This window comes from Bifidobacterium sp. SO1, assembly GCF_018555335.1.
GTDB lineage: Bacteria > Actinomycetota > Actinomycetes > Actinomycetales > Bifidobacteriaceae > Bifidobacterium > Bifidobacterium simiiventris.
Map to the genome: position 1 here is coordinate 108,176 of NZ_JAFEJR010000002.1, position 16,409 is coordinate 124,584.

Annotated in this window: 12 protein-coding genes; 7 read left to right on the forward strand and 5 right to left on the reverse strand. The window is 65.2% G+C overall.

The genetic code is table 11. The annotated features are described in order from the left end of the window. The first annotated feature begins 10 nt into the window (after positions 1 to 10). The 3 genes from JS541_RS02635 to acnA all read left to right on the forward strand — a co-directional run bounded on the left by JS541_RS02635 (position 11) and on the right by acnA (position 6,109). A complete protein-coding gene (locus tag JS541_RS02635) occupies positions 11 to 613 on the forward strand; it encodes a sugar ABC transporter substrate-binding protein (RefSeq protein WP_214372895.1) in 603 nt (200 codons plus the stop codon). A 78-nt stretch (positions 614 to 691) separates the two neighbouring features. Then, positions 692 to 3,355 (forward strand): HAD-IC family P-type ATPase, encoded by a 2,664-nt coding sequence (locus JS541_RS02640; RefSeq protein ID WP_240539216.1) that lies wholly within the window; start codon positions 692 to 694, stop codon positions 3,353 to 3,355. Positions 3,356 to 3,409: 54 nt separating this feature from the next. Beyond that, positions 3,410 to 6,109 (forward strand): aconitate hydratase AcnA, encoded by a 2,700-nt coding sequence (acnA, locus tag JS541_RS02645; RefSeq protein WP_214372896.1) that lies wholly within the window; start codon positions 3,410 to 3,412, stop codon positions 6,107 to 6,109. Between the two features lie 54 nt (positions 6,110 to 6,163). Here the strand turns inward: acnA and JS541_RS02650 are convergent, their stop codons facing one another. Then, entirely contained in the window at positions 6,164 to 6,787 is a 624-nt protein-coding gene (locus JS541_RS02650) for a TetR/AcrR family transcriptional regulator (protein WP_214372898.1), read from the reverse strand. Positions 6,788 to 6,990: 203 nt separating this feature from the next. Here JS541_RS02650 and JS541_RS02655 point away from each other — a divergent pair, with 203 nt between their 5' ends. Both JS541_RS02655 and JS541_RS02660 read left to right on the forward strand, forming a co-directional pair. After that, on the forward strand, positions 6,991 to 7,692 hold the full coding sequence (locus JS541_RS02655; RefSeq protein ID WP_214372900.1) for an ABC transporter ATP-binding protein: 702 nt from the start codon (positions 6,991 to 6,993) through the stop codon (positions 7,690 to 7,692). Between the two features lie 10 nt (positions 7,693 to 7,702). Continuing rightward, a complete protein-coding gene (locus JS541_RS02660) occupies positions 7,703 to 10,414 on the forward strand; it encodes an ABC transporter permease (RefSeq protein ID WP_214372902.1) in 2,712 nt (903 codons plus the stop codon). A gap of 91 nt (positions 10,415 to 10,505) precedes the next feature. Here JS541_RS02660 and JS541_RS02665 read toward each other — a convergent pair whose 3' ends face one another. From JS541_RS02665 to JS541_RS02675, 3 genes are all read right to left on the reverse strand, one after another. Continuing rightward, entirely contained in the window at positions 10,506 to 11,513 is a 1,008-nt protein-coding gene (locus tag JS541_RS02665; protein ID WP_214372903.1) for a hydroxyacid dehydrogenase, read from the reverse strand. 296 nt (positions 11,514 to 11,809) lie between these two features. Continuing rightward, positions 11,810 to 12,202: a hypothetical protein gene (locus tag JS541_RS02670; RefSeq protein WP_240539217.1), complete on the reverse strand. Its 393-nt coding sequence runs from the start codon at positions 12,200 to 12,202 to the stop codon at positions 11,810 to 11,812. 302 nt (positions 12,203 to 12,504) lie between these two features. Further along, positions 12,505 to 12,672 carry a hypothetical protein gene (locus JS541_RS02675; RefSeq protein WP_214372904.1) on the reverse strand — a complete coding sequence of 56 codons (168 nt, stop codon included), beginning with the start codon at positions 12,670 to 12,672 and terminating at the stop codon, positions 12,505 to 12,507. 231 nt (positions 12,673 to 12,903) lie between these two features. On the opposite strand from JS541_RS02675, the gene JS541_RS02680 reads away from it, so the two are divergent. Further along, positions 12,904 to 13,845 carry an AraC family transcriptional regulator gene (locus JS541_RS02680; RefSeq protein ID WP_214372905.1) on the forward strand — a complete coding sequence of 314 codons (942 nt, stop codon included), beginning with the start codon at positions 12,904 to 12,906 and terminating at the stop codon, positions 13,843 to 13,845. Between the two features lie 16 nt (positions 13,846 to 13,861). On the opposite strand, the gene JS541_RS02685 is transcribed toward JS541_RS02680, so the two are convergent. Next, positions 13,862 to 14,971 carry a substrate-binding domain-containing protein gene (locus JS541_RS02685; RefSeq protein ID WP_214372906.1) on the reverse strand — a complete coding sequence of 370 codons (1,110 nt, stop codon included), beginning with the start codon at positions 14,969 to 14,971 and terminating at the stop codon, positions 13,862 to 13,864. A gap of 151 nt (positions 14,972 to 15,122) precedes the next feature. On the opposite strand from JS541_RS02685, the gene JS541_RS02690 reads away from it, so the two are divergent. Then, on the forward strand, positions 15,123 to 16,259 hold the full coding sequence (locus JS541_RS02690) for a glycerate kinase (protein WP_214372907.1): 1,137 nt from the start codon (positions 15,123 to 15,125) through the stop codon (positions 16,257 to 16,259). The last annotated feature ends 150 nt before the right edge of the window (positions 16,260 to 16,409 follow it).

A 16,409-nucleotide genomic window follows, 5' to 3' on the forward strand; every position in this document is an offset into this window, starting at 1 on the left:
GATCGAGCGTATGAGCCGAACCATGTTCCGTCGCCTGACCGCCACGCTGGCCTGTACGGCCGCCTGTCTGACATTGGCCGCCTGCGAGCCGGCCGGTCGCGCGGTCGGCGACACGCAGGACAGCGAACCCGAGGTCGCGCACATCGGCAAGATCAAGCAGGACATGCTCATCGGACTGGTCGGCGCCGCGCAAAGTGCCGATGTGGACAGGATGGCGATGGACGCGTTCGACACGGCCGGCGTGAACGCCGTGTACGTGCCGGTCGCCGACATGTCCGATCCGGACGCCACCGCGCGGCGGGGCGTGACCGATCTGATCGACCGACGGGCCACCGTCATCGTGATCAATGGCCTGCAGCTCGGTTCCGACAACACGGACGACTGGAACGGCGTACTGCGCAAGGCCCGCGGCGCCGGCATCCCGATCGCGCTGCTCGACCCGACGAACACGCCCGCCGACAAGACACTGTTCGCCGCGACGCTGACGCTCAACGACCGTGCGGCGGACGCGCAGCCGATCGCCCAGACGCTCGCCGACATCATGGACGACAAACCGCACGAGCGTGAGGTCATGGTCAGCACCATGAACGCGACCGAACTGAACCGGCCGTAGCCGAACCGCATCACACGGGACTCCACATCCGTCCACAGGATGAGTGCGCGGACGGACGGGCGCGGTAGGCTGGTGGGCATGAGCGCGAGTCTTTCCATGCCGCAGACATCCGAAACCGGTCTGAGCGAAGCCGAAGTGACCGAACGCGTCGCCGACGGGCGCGTCAACACGGTGAAAACCTCCACATCCCGGTCGGTCGCCGACATCGTGCGCGCCAACGTGTTCACCCTGTTCAACGGTATCATCCTCGCCGCGATGGTCATGGTGCTGATCACCGGCTCATGGCGCGACGCGGTCTTCGGCTTCGTGATCCTCATCAACACCGGCATCGGCATCGTCACCGAGCTCAAGGCCAAACGCACGCTCGACAAACTGTCCATCCTCGTCGCCGCCGACTACGTCGTCCACCGCGACGGACGGGACACGACCGTCTCCCACGACGGCATCGTGCTCGACGACCTGCTCTGGCTGCGCTCCGGCGACCAGGTGCCCGCCGACGCCGAAGTCGTGGACGATTACGGCATCGAACTCGACGAATCGATGCTCACCGGCGAGTCGCGCACTGTGCGCAAGAAGAGCGGCGACGCGGTGTATTCCGGTTCGACCGTCGTCTCCGGCATGGCGCTGACACGCGTGACCGCGGTCGGCGCACACGGGTACGCGGCCAGCCTGACCGCACAGGCCAAGGTGTACAAGAAAACCGTGTCCGACCTCAACAAGGGCATCAACACGATCCTCAAATTCATGACGTTCCTCGTCGTGCCGCTGTGCGCGCTGCTCATCTGGTCGCAGATACAGACCGTCGGCGGCTGGTCGGCGGCGATCTCGACCGGCGCGTGGCGGCAGGCGGTCGTCTCCGCCGTGGCCGGTGTGGTCGGCATGATCCCGGAAGGACTCGTGCTGCTCACCTCGCTCAACTTCGCGATCGCCGCTATGCGGCTGGCCCGGCACAATACGCTCGTACAGGAACTCGAATCGGTGGAGACACTGGCCCGCGTGGATTGCCTGAACCTCGACAAGACCGGCACGGTGACCGACGGCGGCATCGCGTTCGACCGCGTGATGATGCTCGACAATGCCGACTGCGACGAACGGACGGCGAAACAGGCGCTGTACGACCTGGCGAACGAGGAACAACCGAACGGCACCGGTCAGGCGGTGCTTGCCGGACTGCGAGGGGAAGGATTCGGTGCGGGGCAGGTCGCCGCGCGAGTGCCGTTCTCGAGCGCGCGCAAGTGGAGTTCGATCACGGACGGAGACGGCACGACCTGGTACATGGGGGCGCCGGAGGTGCTGCTCGGCGCGCTTGACGGGAACTATGCGGATGTGCTCGCGCAGGTGAACGCGCTCGCCGCGGACGGCAACCGTGTGCTCTTGATCGCGACAGTGACTTCTGAGGTGGTTGGGTGTGCCCTCCCTCAGTCACGGCGTGGCCGTGACAGCTCCCTCAGCCGGGACATTGCCGTTCAGCGAACGACAGAGTCGTTCGCAGGCAATGTGCGAGCCGACAGGCGAGCCAGCCAAACGCGGCCGCAGGCCGTCCTTAATTACGGGACGAGCCGAGGCTCCGCCAGCGTCAAAGGTGGAGACGAGGTCGAGGAAGCGGTCAATCCGCAGGCGCGGCCGGTGGGACTGGTGCTGTGCGCGGAGCGGATCCGCGCGGATGCCGAAGGCACGCTTGCATGGTTCCGCGAGCAGGGAGTGCGCTGCCGCATCATCTCGGGCGACAATCCGGTCACGGTCGGTGCGATTGCACGGAAGGTGCATCTGACCGGTGACCGCGCGCCCGTCGCGATGGACGCGCGGCAATTGCCGAGCGACGTCAACGAGCTCGCCCGCACGCTCGAAACTGTCGACGTGCTCGGCCGTGTCCTGCCCGACCAGAAGAAGGCCATCGTCCAGGCGTTGCACGTGGACGGCCACGTCGTCGCGATGACCGGCGACGGCGTCAATGACGCGCTCGCCATCAAGGAGGCGGATCTCGGCATCGCGATGGGCAACGCCGCGCCTGCCACCAAGGCCGTCGCCCAGGTCGTGCTCGTGGATTCCAGATTCAGCCATCTGCCCGACGTGGTCGCCCGCGGCCGTCAGGTCATGGCCAATATGGAACGCGTCGCCAGCCTGTTCCTCGTCAAGACCGTGTACTCGGCGCTCATCTCGCTCGGCGTGGTCCTCACGGCCATCCCGTTCCCGTACCTGCCCCGGCACATTACCTACATCGGCGCGCTCACGATCGGCATGCCGGCGTTCATCCTCGCGCTCGCGCCGAACACTCGCCGCTACATCCCCGGGTTCCTGCACCGCGTCGTCCGGTTCGCCCTGCCCGGCGGGCTCGCGATTGCCCTGGCCGTCCTGTGCTCGTCGTGGATTCTGCCGTCCATCATGGGTTGGAATGTCGAGAACGCCGCCGATCTGGCCGAACTGCGCGCCACGAACGCGATCATCGTGTTCGTGCTCGGCGTTCTGGTCCTCGCCCGCGTTGCGCAGCCGCTCAATTCGTGGCGCGGCATCCTCGTCGCCGCGTTCGCCGCGGCCGGCGTCGTCGGCATGCTGATCCCGTTCGTCGCGAGCTTCTTCGCGCTTGAGGTGCCCACCGGCCGTGAGATCACCGCCACCGCCGTCGCGCTGCTGCTGTCGGCCGCCGTGTTCGTCCTGTGTCATGTGATCGTCGCCGCGGCGGCGCGGATTATCTCACATGGCAAGCCGACACGCCAGAGCCACGGTAACATGCCGGTATTGTGAAGGGCAGATAATCGGCGACGTTACCGATTACAGTCCTAGAAGCCGGAGGGGAACATGTCCGTACGCGACGACCAGCTGTCCACGCTCAGCGTGAACGGCACGGACTATGACTACTATTCGATTGCCGACCTGCCCGGCATCGACCATCTGCCGTACTCGCTCAAGGTGCTGGTCGAGAACCTCGTACGCAACATCGACGGCGCGAACATCACCGACGAACATGTCAAAGCGCTGCTCGACTGGGATCCGAACGCCGAGCCCAGCCATGAGATCCAGTTCACGCCGAGCCGTGTCGTCATGCAGGACTTCACCGGCGTACCGTGCATCGTCGACCTCGCCACCATGCGCGACGCCGTCAAACAGCTCGGCGGCGACCCCGAGGTCATCAACCCGCAGGTCCAGTCCGACATGGTCATCGACCACTCCGTGCAGATCGACAAGTACGGCGTCGCCGACGCCGTCCAGCAGAACATGGACATCGAATACCAGCGCAACGGCGAGCGTTACCAGTTCCTGCGCTGGGGCCAGCAGGCGTTCCGCAACTTCCGCGTCGTGCCGCCGGGAACCGGCATCATCCACCAGGTCAACATCGAATACCTCGCCAAGGTCATCATGACGAAGGCGGGGGAGCGTGGCCGCCAGCTCGCCTACCTCGACTCGTGCGTTGGCACTGACTCGCACACCACCACCGAAAACGGCCTCGGCGTGCTCGGCTGGGGCGTCGGCGGCATCGAGGCCGAGGCGGCCATGCTCGGCCAGCCGATCTCCATGCTCGTGCCGCGCGTCGTCGGCTTCAAGCTCACCGGCTCCATCCCCGAAGGCGTCACCGCCACCGACGTGGTCCTGACCATCACCGACATGCTGCGCAAGCACGGCGTCGTCGGCAAGTTCGTCGAATTCTACGGCGACGGCATCGCGTCCGTGCCGCTCGCCAACCGCGCCACCATCGGCAACATGAGCCCCGAATTCGGCTCCACCTGCGGCATCTTCCCGATCGACCAGGTCACGCTCGACTATCTCAAGCTCACCGGCCGCTCCGACGAGCAGGTCGCGCTCGTCGAAGCCTATGCGAAGGCCAACAAGCTGTGGGGCGACGCGTCCGATCCGGACTACGTCGAACCGCAGTACTCCGAATACGAGGAACTTGACCTGTCCACCGTCGTGCCGTCCATCGCCGGCCCGAAGCGCCCGCAGGACCGCATCGTGCTGTCGGCATCCAAGGCCACGTTCGAGCAGACGCTGCCTGCCTACGAGACCGAGAAGACCGTCAAGGAGCCGGTCGCCGTGTCCACCGACTTCCGCGGCGACTTCGATCTGACCAACGGCGACGTGGCGATCGCCTCCATCACCTCGTGCACGAACACGTCCAACCCGTCCGTCATGATCGCCGCCGGCCTCATCGCCCGCAACGCCGTCGCCAAGGGCCTCAAACCCAAGCCGTGGGTCAAGACCTCGCTCGCCCCCGGCTCGCAGGTCGTCGCCGACTACCTCAAGGCCGCGGGACTGCAGGACGATCTCGACCGACTCGGCTACGAGCTCGTCGGCTTCGGCTGCGCCACCTGCATCGGCAACTCCGGCCCGCTGCTGCCGGAGATTTCCGAGGCGATCAACGCGAACGACCTGACCGTCACGGCCGTCCTGTCCGGCAACCGCAACTTCGAAGGCCGCATCAGCCCGGACGTCAAGATGAACTACCTCGCCTCGCCGCCGCTCGTCATCGCGTACGCGCTCGCCGGCACGATGGACTTCGACTTCGCCTCGCAGCCGCTCGGCAAGGATCCGGACGGCAACGACGTGTACCTGAAGGACATCTGGCCGACCAACGAGGAGGTCGCCGCCGTGGTCAATGGCACCGTCAGCCGTGAGATGTTCCTCAAGGACTATGCGTCCGTGTTCGAGGGCGACCATCGCTGGAAGGGCCTCGACGTGCCCGAAGGCGAGCTGTTCCAATGGGACCCGAAGTCCACGTACGTGCGCCGCCAGACGTTCTTCGACGGCATGAAGGCCGTGCCGGACCCGGTCGCCGACATCCACGGCGCACGCGTGCTCGCCCTGCTCGGCGACTCCGTGACCACCGACCACATCTCTCCGGCGGGCGCGTTCAAGGCGTCCAGCCCGGCCGGCAAGTACCTGACCGAACGCGGCGTCGAGCCGAAGAACTTCAACTCCTACGGTTCGCGCCGAGGCAACCACGAGGTCATGGTGCGCGGCACGTTCGGCAACATCCGCCTGCGCAACCTGCTGCTCGCCTCCACCGGCAACGAGGTCACGCCCGGCGGCTTCACCTACGACTTCACGACCGGCGAGCCGTCCACGATCTTTGACGCGTCGCTCAACTACAAGGCCGCCGGTACGCCGCTCGTGGTGCTCGCCGGCAAGGAGTACGGCACCGGATCATCGCGCGACTGGGCGGCCAAGGGCACGCTCATGCTGGGCGTTCGCGCGGTGATTACGGAAAGCTTCGAGCGTATCCACCGCAGCAATCTGATCGGCATGGGCGTGCTGCCGTTGCAGTTCCCGGCCGGCGAAAGCTACACGTCGCTCGGCCTCGACGGCACCGAAACGTACGACATCGACGGCATCGAGGAGCTCAACCACGGCGCGACACCGAAGACCGTGCACGTCACCGCCACGCACGCCGACGGCTCGAAGACCGAGTTCGACGCGGTCGTGCGCATCGACACGCCCGGCGAGGCCGACTACTACCGCAACGGCGGCATCCTGCAGTACGTGCTGCGCAACCTCATGAAGTAGGCTGCGTGAGCAGCGGCCGCCGATCGCCGCGGACGGGAGCCCGACACGTATCGTCTACGCGTCGGGCTCCTTGCGTATCGGCTCGTCGCCGCCGGTCCTGAGCGAATTGATGAGCTGTGAGACGATGCTCGGCATGATCGAACGGCTGAGCCACTCGACGTTGTCCGGTGTGAGCAGGGCTGGCGCCTTGGCGAGCACGCCGAGCATGCCGCTTGAGGCGAACTCCAGCAGCATGTGCTGACCGGGATTCAGTGTGGCGGGATCGCGGCCGAGCGCCGTCAGCCAGATCTCGACGACATGGGTTTTGAGCTGCACCGCGAGTCCGGCCGAACCGTGCGGCCCGGCGATCAGCGACAGACGGCGGATGCTGCGGATGCGTTGCGGCGAGGACAGGCAAGCGAGCGCATAGTCGCGGATGCCGTCGATTCCTTCGTCCTGACGGATGACGTGCATGATGAATGCGGTGATGTCCGGCTGCTCGTAGATCGCGGCGATCGCGTCGTCAGCCAGTTCGGGGATGTTGGCGTAATGGTAGTAGAACGCGCTGCGGTTGAGGCCGCTCGCACGCGTGATGTCGCTGATGGTGATCTGCGCGTACGGCTTGTCCTCCAGCAAACGCCAGAACGCATCCTGCATCTTTTGCGGTGCACCCGGTTCCTCGGCTCGCGGTCGTGCCATGTCGCCTCCTGGTTGAGTGATCGGCTAACTCAACACGATATCGTGTTTTCGATGCCGCGTGGCCGATCCTGCCGCCAAACCCTACATAATGTCGGATTACGTGGATTTATTTACCCGACAGACTGATGTATTTCTTGGAATCGCACGCAATCCAATGCGTCAGTCAATCGCAACGGTCAATCGCAAAGAGAGGCACGATCGACATGTCATTCCTTGAATTCCACGACGTGGTCCGCCAATACGGCAGCGGCGAATCCGCCGTGCTGGCGTTGAACCACGCCACCTTCGACATCGAACGGGGCGAACTCGCCGTCATCCTCGGCGCGTCCGGCGCCGGCAAATCCACCGCGCTCAATATCCTCGGCGGCATGGACCGCGCCACCTCCGGCTCCGTGCGTCTCGACGGCAAGGACATCACCAGGGCCAACGAGGCGCAGCTGACGGACTACCGCCGCTTCGACGTCGGCTTCGTCTTCCAGTTCTACAACCTCGTGCCCAACCTCACCGCGCTCGAAAACGTGGAACTCGCCAGCCAGATCTGCCCGAACGCGCTCGACGCGCGCGAGACACTCAAGAAGGTCGGCCTTGGCAACAGGCTCAACAACTTCCCCGCGCAACTGTCCGGCGGCGAACAGCAACGCGTCTCGATCGCCCGCGCGCTCGCCAAGAACCCGAAACTGCTGCTGTGCGACGAGCCGACCGGCGCGCTCGACTACAACACCGGCAAGGAGGTGCTGCAACTGCTGCAGGACTCCTGCCGCAATCGTGGCATCACCGTCGCGCTCGTCACGCACAATTCCGCGCTCGCGCCGATGGGCGACCGGCTGATCCGCTTCCGTTCCGGCAAGGTCACCGAGATCAAGGCGAACCCGAGCCCGACGCCGATCTCGGACATCGAATGGTAGGGGAGTCGCGATGAGGAAAACTGCACTCTGGAAGGACGCGTGGCGCGCGATCCGCGGCAACGGCAAGCGTTTCGCCGCGATGACGGTGATCGTCGCGGTCGGCGTGATGATGCTCGGCGGCCTCAACTCGGTAGGCCGCGACATCCGGGCCGGACTCGACGAGTTCTTCGACGAAACCGGCATGCACGACATCGCGATCGTCTCCACGCTCGGACTCGATGACGACGACATTGCCGCACTGCGCACAGTACGCGGCGTCAAGGACGCGGCCGGCGAATACGCGGCCAATGTCACCACGATGATCGACGGCAAACAGGCGTCCGCCACCGTCACCTCGCTCAACGACCGCGGCATCGACCGGCCGTACGTGACCGACGGCCGTCTGCCGAAATCCGGTCATGAGATCGCCGTGACGCGGCAGTATCTGGACGACGCCGGCAAGTCGATCGGCGACACGCTCGAATTCAAACCGGACGATTCGATGACGGCGGCCGCGGTCGGTTCGTCTGACCCGTCGTCGGATGATACGTCGGACGATGCGACCGGTTCGGCCGGCACCTTCGCAAACGGCGAGTACACGATCGTCGGCGCGATCATCGACCCGAACGACATCGTGAACCCGTCCGGCCCGCTCGCACTCGTCTCCGGCGGCAAAACCGTATATCCGATGGTCGTCACGACCGACTCGCTCGCCGCGACGAACGGCGACGACGTGCCGTACACGTCCGCAGTGCTCACCGTCGCCGACGCGGCCGCGATGAACACATACGACGACGATTATCTGGGCGTTGTGGCCGACACGAGGAGCGCGATCGAATCCATCCAAAAGACCCGTGAACAGGCGCGCACCGACGCCGTGCGCGACGCCGCGCTCGCCAAGGCCATGAGCAGGCTCGACGAACAGCAGGCCAAGGTCGACGCATTGCCCGACGGGCTGCCGGCCAAAACCGCCGCCGAACAACAGCTCGCCGCCGCGAAGGCCAAGATCGAAGCCGGTGTCGCCGCACTGCCCGACGCGAAATGGATCATCAGCGACCGCAGTTCCGTCACCAGCTGGGAGGACGTGAACACCCAAAGCGAGATGATCATGCGTCTCGGCACGCTGTTCCCCGTCCTGTTCCTCGTGATCGCGCTGTTGGTGAGCCTGACCGCCGTCACGCGCATGGTGGAGGAGGATCGCCGGCTCATCGGTACCTATAAGGCATTGGGGTACACGCGCGGCGAGACGATGGTCAAATACCTGGTGTACGCCGGCGCGGCCTGCCTGTTCGGCGGATTGCTCGGCGATGCGCTCGGTCTGCTTGGTCTGCCGTTCGTGTTCACGCGGCGCCTGATCTCGAGCCTCTACGTATTGCCGGGCTATCCGCTGCTCGTGGACTGGAGGCTCGCGGTGGGAGGCGTGCTGCTGTTCGTCGTGACGATCACCGGGGCGGCCGCTGCGACTACGGCCGGATCACTCAGGCTGGAACCGGCCGAACTCATGCGTCCCAAGGCTCCCAAGGCCGGCCGCACGATCGTCCTGCAACGCGTCGGCTTTGTCTGGAACCACCTGAGCTTCCTTGGCAAGGTGACCGCACGCAACCTGCTGCGCTACAAGTCGCGCGCGCTGATGGTCATCATCGGTGTGCTCGGCTGCACCGCGCTCATGACCGCCGGCTTCGGCATGGGCAGCTCCGCGCTCACGCTCATGCCGCGCCAACACCGCGAGATCGCGCCGTACGACGTCATGGCCGTCACCTCCGCCGCCGACCATGACGATGCGCAACGGCAACTGGACGACGACACGCGCGTCGCATCGACCCTGCCGCTGCAGCTGGGCAACGTGACGTTGGACGCGGCCGGCGACGATTCCGCCGACGACGCGAAGATCAGCGCACAACTCATGGTCATCCCGGACGGCGAGTCGTTGAACGGCTACCTCGAACTGCACACCGAGGCCGGAACCCCGATCACGCTGCCGGATAACAATGCCGGCCACGACCACCATGCCGGCGTGATCGTCACCGTCAATGCCGCGCGCAAACTCGCGCTTGCGGACGGCGCCACGGTTACTCTGACCGACACGATGGCCGACAGCGTTGACGTCACGGTGGTCGGTGTCGCGCAGTACTACACCGGCAATCTCGTCGTCATGACCGAGTCCGCATACGAGCGTGCGTTCGACGCGGATTTCGCCGCGAACGCCGATCTCGTCAACGTGAACGCCGACGACATGGACGAGAACATCGCGTTCGCGGATGACATCGCCGGAAACGACATCTATCTGTCCGTGACGAGCTCGGCCAAACAGGAACGCGACTTCTCGAAGAGCTTCCTCATGTTCTTCGTCATGATCGGCTTCATCGTTGTCATGGCCGCAATCCTCGCGATCGTGGTGCTGTACACGCTCGCCTCCACGAACATCTCCGAGCGCGAACGCGAGCTCGCTACCATCAAGGTGCTCGGATTCCGTCGGTGCGAGGTGCACGGCTACGTGAACAAGGAGATGCTGCTGCTTGCGGCGATCGGCATCGCGGTCGGTCTGCCGTGCGGGCGCGGATTGCTGGGCTTCCTGATCGGCAAACTCGACCTGCCGGGCATGAATCTCGTACCGAACGTGGCCTGGTACTGCTATGCGGCCGCCGCCGTGCTCGCGCTCGTGTTCACGGTGCTGGTCGAGGCGGCGACGAACCGGTCGCTGGACCGCATCGACATGGTCGGCGCGCTCAAGAGCCCCGAGTGACGGGCGGCTGATACGACGACGGCAGGTTGGGCGAACCTCATGCCGAGGTTCGCCCAACCTGCCGTCGTATTGCCGGGTGGGGGAAGAGGGGTCACTCGCCGAAATCGAGCGGCTCGCCCTTGATCATGTGGGTGAGCTCGTTGACCACGTTCTCGCCCATGCCCTGCAGCTCGGTGCCCTCGGAGCCGGCGATGTGCGGGGTGAGGATCACGTTCGGCATGTCCCACAGCGGCGAGTCGGCGGACAGCGGCTCGTCCGGGTCGGTCACGTCGAGGATCGCGTTGATGCGGCCGGTCTTCAGCTCGGCGATCATCGCGTCCGCGTCCACCACGGCGCCGCGCGCGGAGTTGATGAACCATGCGCCGTCCTTCATCATCTTGAAGTACTTCGCGCCGATCATGCCCTGCGTCGCCGGCAGGCTCGGCGTGTGCACGGAGACCACGTCGGACTCGCGGAACAGCGTCTCCAGATCGACCTTGGTCGCGCCGTACGTCGCGGTCTCCTCGGCGTCCATCGAACGGGACTCGGCGAGCACGCGCATGCGGTACGACTTGAGCAGCGTCATCAGGTGGCGGCCGATGCGGGCGGAGGCGGTCACCAGGCCCACGGTCTTCAGGTAGTTGCCGGCGGTCGGGAACTCGACCTCGCGGTTGATGTACTCGCGGCGCTCGCGGTAGATGCGCTCGGCGCGGAAGAAGTCCTTGTTGGCCATGAGGATCATCGCCATGCAGTATTCGGCGACCGGGATGCCGTTGACATAGCCGGAGTTGGACATGAGGATGCCGCGCTGCTTGACGACTTCGAGCGCCTCCGGGGTGAGCAGGCGCCACGCGTTGCCGGCGGCGGCCGCGATGCCCTTGAGCTTGGGCATCTTGGCGAGCGTCTCGGCGTCGACACGGGCGTCGGGGCCCCAGCCGGAGAAGATGTAGTCGGCCGTCTTGATCTGGTCTTCGACACCGGCGGCATGGAAGTCCTCGATGACGTTGCGGTCGACGTCGGCCACGACGTTCAGGCGCTCCCACTGGGTGTCGTTCATCAGCTTGTCCACCAGATTGGCGGGATGCATGGTGAGTACGACTTTCGGCTTGGACTCGGACATGAGAGATACTCCTTCATTGGAAAGCGATTTCCGTAACGAAGGACACTATAGCACTTTTGCCAGCGTTTCGTCTATGTGAAATAGGTTCGAGTATCGCTGAAAATATGGCTTATATGCTGGGATTGGCGTAATGATTGGATATTTGGTAAGCCCTTACCAAAATGTTTCCGCGTGTCGCACTGCGTTGTGCGGGCGGCGGGATGCGTGGGGGAGACGAGACGCGTGCGTGTGCGGCATATGCGCGCAATGGGAGAGCTGCTGTGAAGCGCCCCGTGATCGCGTGCGCGCCGCGACCGTCACGCGCCGCGGACCATGCGCCGCACCCCCTCGGCGATGAGCCGCGGATCGATCGGCGTGGTGCCCAGCGCCCGGTGCAGGGTGAGTCCTTCGATCAACGCGTCGATCAGCATGGCGGTTGCGGGGTCGAAGAACCGCTCGATCTGCGCGCGGCTGGCGGCCATCCACCGTTCGGCGATGTCCCGGTACGAGGGCTCGCGGGCCGCCAGCGTATAGAACTCGAGATTGATGTTCAGCTCGCGCTGAGAGCCCAGCAGGTCGGCGCCGGCAATATGCTCGGTGATCGCCGCGCAGGCCTCGTCGGCATCCGTCGCGACGGCCATGCGCGCCGCGAACCGGTCGATGCACTGCTGCGCGTACTGGTCGAACGCCTGATGCAGCAGGTCGGCCATGCCGTTGAATGGTAGGTCATCGATCCGAGCGGAACCCCGGCCGCGGCCGCGACGATGCGGTGCGACGTGCCGTTGACCCCGCGCTCGGCGATCACGTCGAGACAGGCGTCGATGATCCGCTGCTTGCGTTCGGGATCGGTCCGGCGGGAGGGTGTCTTGGCTGCGCTCATGAATACGACCATACACGGCAAAGTGTACGGTCGTACTCGTGCTGTGCATGGTCGTGTGATCGGATCTGGCGGCCGGTGTTCGGCGGTATGCGGCGCTGCCGGGCGTCGAGTGGGGTGCCGGGCGTCGCGGCTTCACGCCATGTCGGCGGTCGAGGCCGGATACCACATGGCGAACCACTGCTCGTCGTCCGGATGGGCCAGCTGCTCGCGCATCCACGCGCGACAGATGCGGAAATACTCGTTCAGATCGGCGTTGACGGCGGCGGATACACGCTCGGCGATGCGGTGAAGTCCAAACATGACAATGCTCCTTACCTATGCCCCGCCGATATCGAAATCATCGATATCGAACGGTCGGGTGATGTGTGTTCGTTATCTTCTGCTGCAGTAGGAAGGTAATTATCATGGTACTTGTGTAAATCTCGCTATCACGGGGATTAATAACAAAACCAATCACGGTAATATCACAATCGTACAAACCACGGATATGGGTCATGTCGAGAGCCCATATCGGACGAAAGAAGGCCGGCGATGCCTCAGTATGAGCACAGGCGTCTGGATCTGCTGTCCGATTTGTCGGAACGGGTGCGCTACAACCTTGCCGAAATACCGATCTACGCGTCGCGCGACCCGTTGTCGATCTACGCCGATTACCGGTGCCCGTGCCATTGGCATCGTGATCTTGAATACATCCATGTCGTCAGCGGCACGCTGCGGTATTTCGTCAACGGCGAGATATTCGTGCTGCAGCCGGGCGAGGGACTGGTCGTCAACGCCAACCGTCTGCACTACGGATTCTCTCCCGAACATCGCGAAAGCTGGTTCTCCTGCGCGGTGATCGGCCCGTCGCTGATCGAATCGTTGACCGGCGACGTCGCCGCACGTTGCGAGCGGGCGTTCGATCAGCGTCGCGACGATGCGCTGCGCCTGTCGCCGGACGTGCCGTGGCAGTTCGACGTGCTGACCGATATCGACCGGCTGGTCGTGCAGTTGCGCGGCGACCGTCGGCGGAACGGCGGCGGGACGGATTCGCGGACGCCGATCGATCCGCTGCCGGCCGTTGCCACCGCGATCGGACTGCTTGACGCGGTACTGGACCGCTTCGGTGACTCCGGCGATGACGACGGGCAGAACGTGGACGAACAGCGACGACGCATCGACGTGCTGAACATGACGGGTCTGATCCAGCAGCGGTTCGCCGAGCCGTTGTCCTTAAGCGACATCGCCGCGGCCGGTCGGGTCAGCCGCAGTCAATGCTGCCTGTTGTTCAAACGGTACGTAGGCCATACGCCGAACGAATACCTGACCGAGCGACGCGTCGAGGAGGCCAAGCGGCTGTTGGCCGGCACCGACGGCTCCGTCACCGAAATCGCGAAGGCCTGCGGCTTCTCCTCGCCGAGCTATTTCATCAGCGTGTTCCGGCGGCGGCTGGGCGCGACGCCGAAGGAGTACCGGATGCGGGCCGTGCGATGAGACCGAAGACGAAGCGTCAACGGCGGGGCAGGGATTCGCGCAGCACGATATCGGGCGCGCTCTGCACGAAGATGAGCCGGTTCGCGGGGCTTGCGGCCGCGGATTCGTCGGTCCCCTGATCGGCCAGCACACGTTCGACGGCGGCCTGGCCCATCTCGGCCAGCGGCAGGTGCACGGTCGTCAGCGACGGGTGCACGTCGGCGGAATAGGGGATGTCGCCGAATCCGGTCACGCCGATCTCGCGGCCCGGTTCGATGCCGTTGGCACGCAGGGCGGTCATCGCGCCGATCGCCATCACGTCGTTCAACGCGATGATCGAATCCACTCCTTCGCCGCCATATGCCGCGCCGTCGCCGGCCGTCAGCAGCCCGGAGCGAACCATCTGCATGACGGCCGCATAACCTTCGGTGCGGCTGAATCGCCCGTTGGCCACCGTTATGGGGTCGACGCCGATGCCGGCCTTGGCAAGCACGTCCATCACGCCGGCCAGACGTTCGCGCGACGAACGATGGTTATCGTCGCCTTTCAGAATCGCCGGCCGACGGTATCCCGAATCGACGACGAGCTTGGTGATCGCCCGCGCGCCGACCTCATTGGCCACGTCCACCGCGGGGAACGGCAGGTTGCGGTTCATGATGAACACCGCGCGGCCGCCCGACGCCTCGTACTGCTTGAGTTCCGACTCGAGCGTCTTGCGTTCGGGGGAGTCCACGTACTCGCTTTCCGAGATGATGATGCCGCGCGGGCGGGTCGCCACCGCCTTGCGCACGGCCTCCAGCTCCTCCTTGGGGCCGGCCGCGACTCCGATCGTCACGGCGATGCCCTGCTCGCCGGCCGCCTTGACCACGGCCTGCGACACGGAGGCGAAATACGGGTCGGAGATATCGGAGACCAGCAGCGCGATGCTCGGCGCGGTGCCCTTGGCCACGGCCTGGGCGTAGGCGTTCGGGCGGTAGTTGAGCCGTTTCGCGGCCTCCATCACCTTCACGTACGAATCGTTGCGCACCTTGCGCGTACTGCCGTTGAGCACGCGGGACGCGGTGGCGATGGAGACGCCGGCCTTCTTCGCCACGTCCATCAAAGTCGCCGGGGATGAGGCCGTCTTGCCGTCGTTCTGCTCTGCCACGATGTCACTGCCCTTCGTTGCACGTCTTTGGAAAAGAGTATTAAGCGTTTACCAGTATAGCGTGCTTATTTAGCGGAATCGAATATAGTCTTGCGGAAACTTTTTGGTAAGCGCTTTCCATTCCGGCGTGTCGTGCGGTACGCTGGTAGCCATGACGCGATATGTATGCGCCCCCGACTCCTTCAAGGAGAGCCTGACCGCCAGCGAGGCCGCACAGGCGATGGCACGGGGGATACGACAGGCCGACCCTCACGCCGACATCCGCATGGTGCCGATGGCCGACGGCGGCGAAGGCACCGCACAGGCACTGGCCGATGCGACCGGCGGCACCATGTACCGCACCATCGTGCACGACCCGCTCGGCCGACCCACCGCCGCACGGTACGCGATGCTCGGCGACGGCACGACCGCCGTCGTGGAAACCGCCGAAGCAAGCGGCCTGGCATTGCTGGTCCCCGACGAACGCAACCCGCGGGTCGCCACCTCATACGGCACCGGCGAACTCATCAAGGCCGCACTCGACGCGGGAGCCTCCACGATCATCGTCGGACTCGGCGGCAGCGCCACCAACGACGCCGGATCGGGAATCCTCAAGGCGTTGGGCGCACGACTGCTCGACACGGCCGGCCATGATCTCGAACAGGGAGGCGCGGCGCTCGCCGATCTGGCCACCATCGACGTGAGCGGACTCGACCCGCGACTGAACGACGTGACGATCATCGCCGCATGCGACGTGACCAACCCGCTGACCGGCCCCAACGGCGCCAGCGCCGTATTCGGCCCGCAGAAAGGCGCGAGTGCGGACGACGTGGCGCTGCTCGACCGCGCGCTGACCCGCTTCGCCGAGGTCGCCGGCCGTCAGCTGGACATGAACGTCGCCGCACTGCCGGGCGGGGGAGCCGCCGGCGGCATCGGCGCGGCGCTGCTCGCCTTCCTGCACGCCGAATTCCGGCCGGGCATCGATCTGGTGATCGACCGCGCCGGACTCGACGAGGCCGTGCAATGGGCCGACATCGTATTCACCGGCGAAGGCTCGATCGACTTCCAGACCAAATTCGGCAAAACCCCGGCCGGCGTGGCCGCCACCGCCAAACGGCACGGCAAGCCGGTCATCGCCATCGCCGGACACATCGGCGACGGCATCGAGGAACTGCACGGGATCGGCATCGACGCGGTCTTCGGCATCGCGCCCGGCGCGGCCAGACTCGACGATCTCCTGCGCAACGCCGCAGCCAACGTCGAGCGCACCGCCGAACAGGTCACGCGACTGCTGAACCTCACGCGATGACCAGGCGCATTGTCATTTCGAGCGCAACGCAGCGAAGCCGAGCAATTTTCAATGCCATATGCCCGTAAGATCGCTCCGCTCGGCCTGCACCCCGGTCGAAATGACACGTGACGCAATATCGTCTGTTGCCAAGGAATACAAGGACATCGA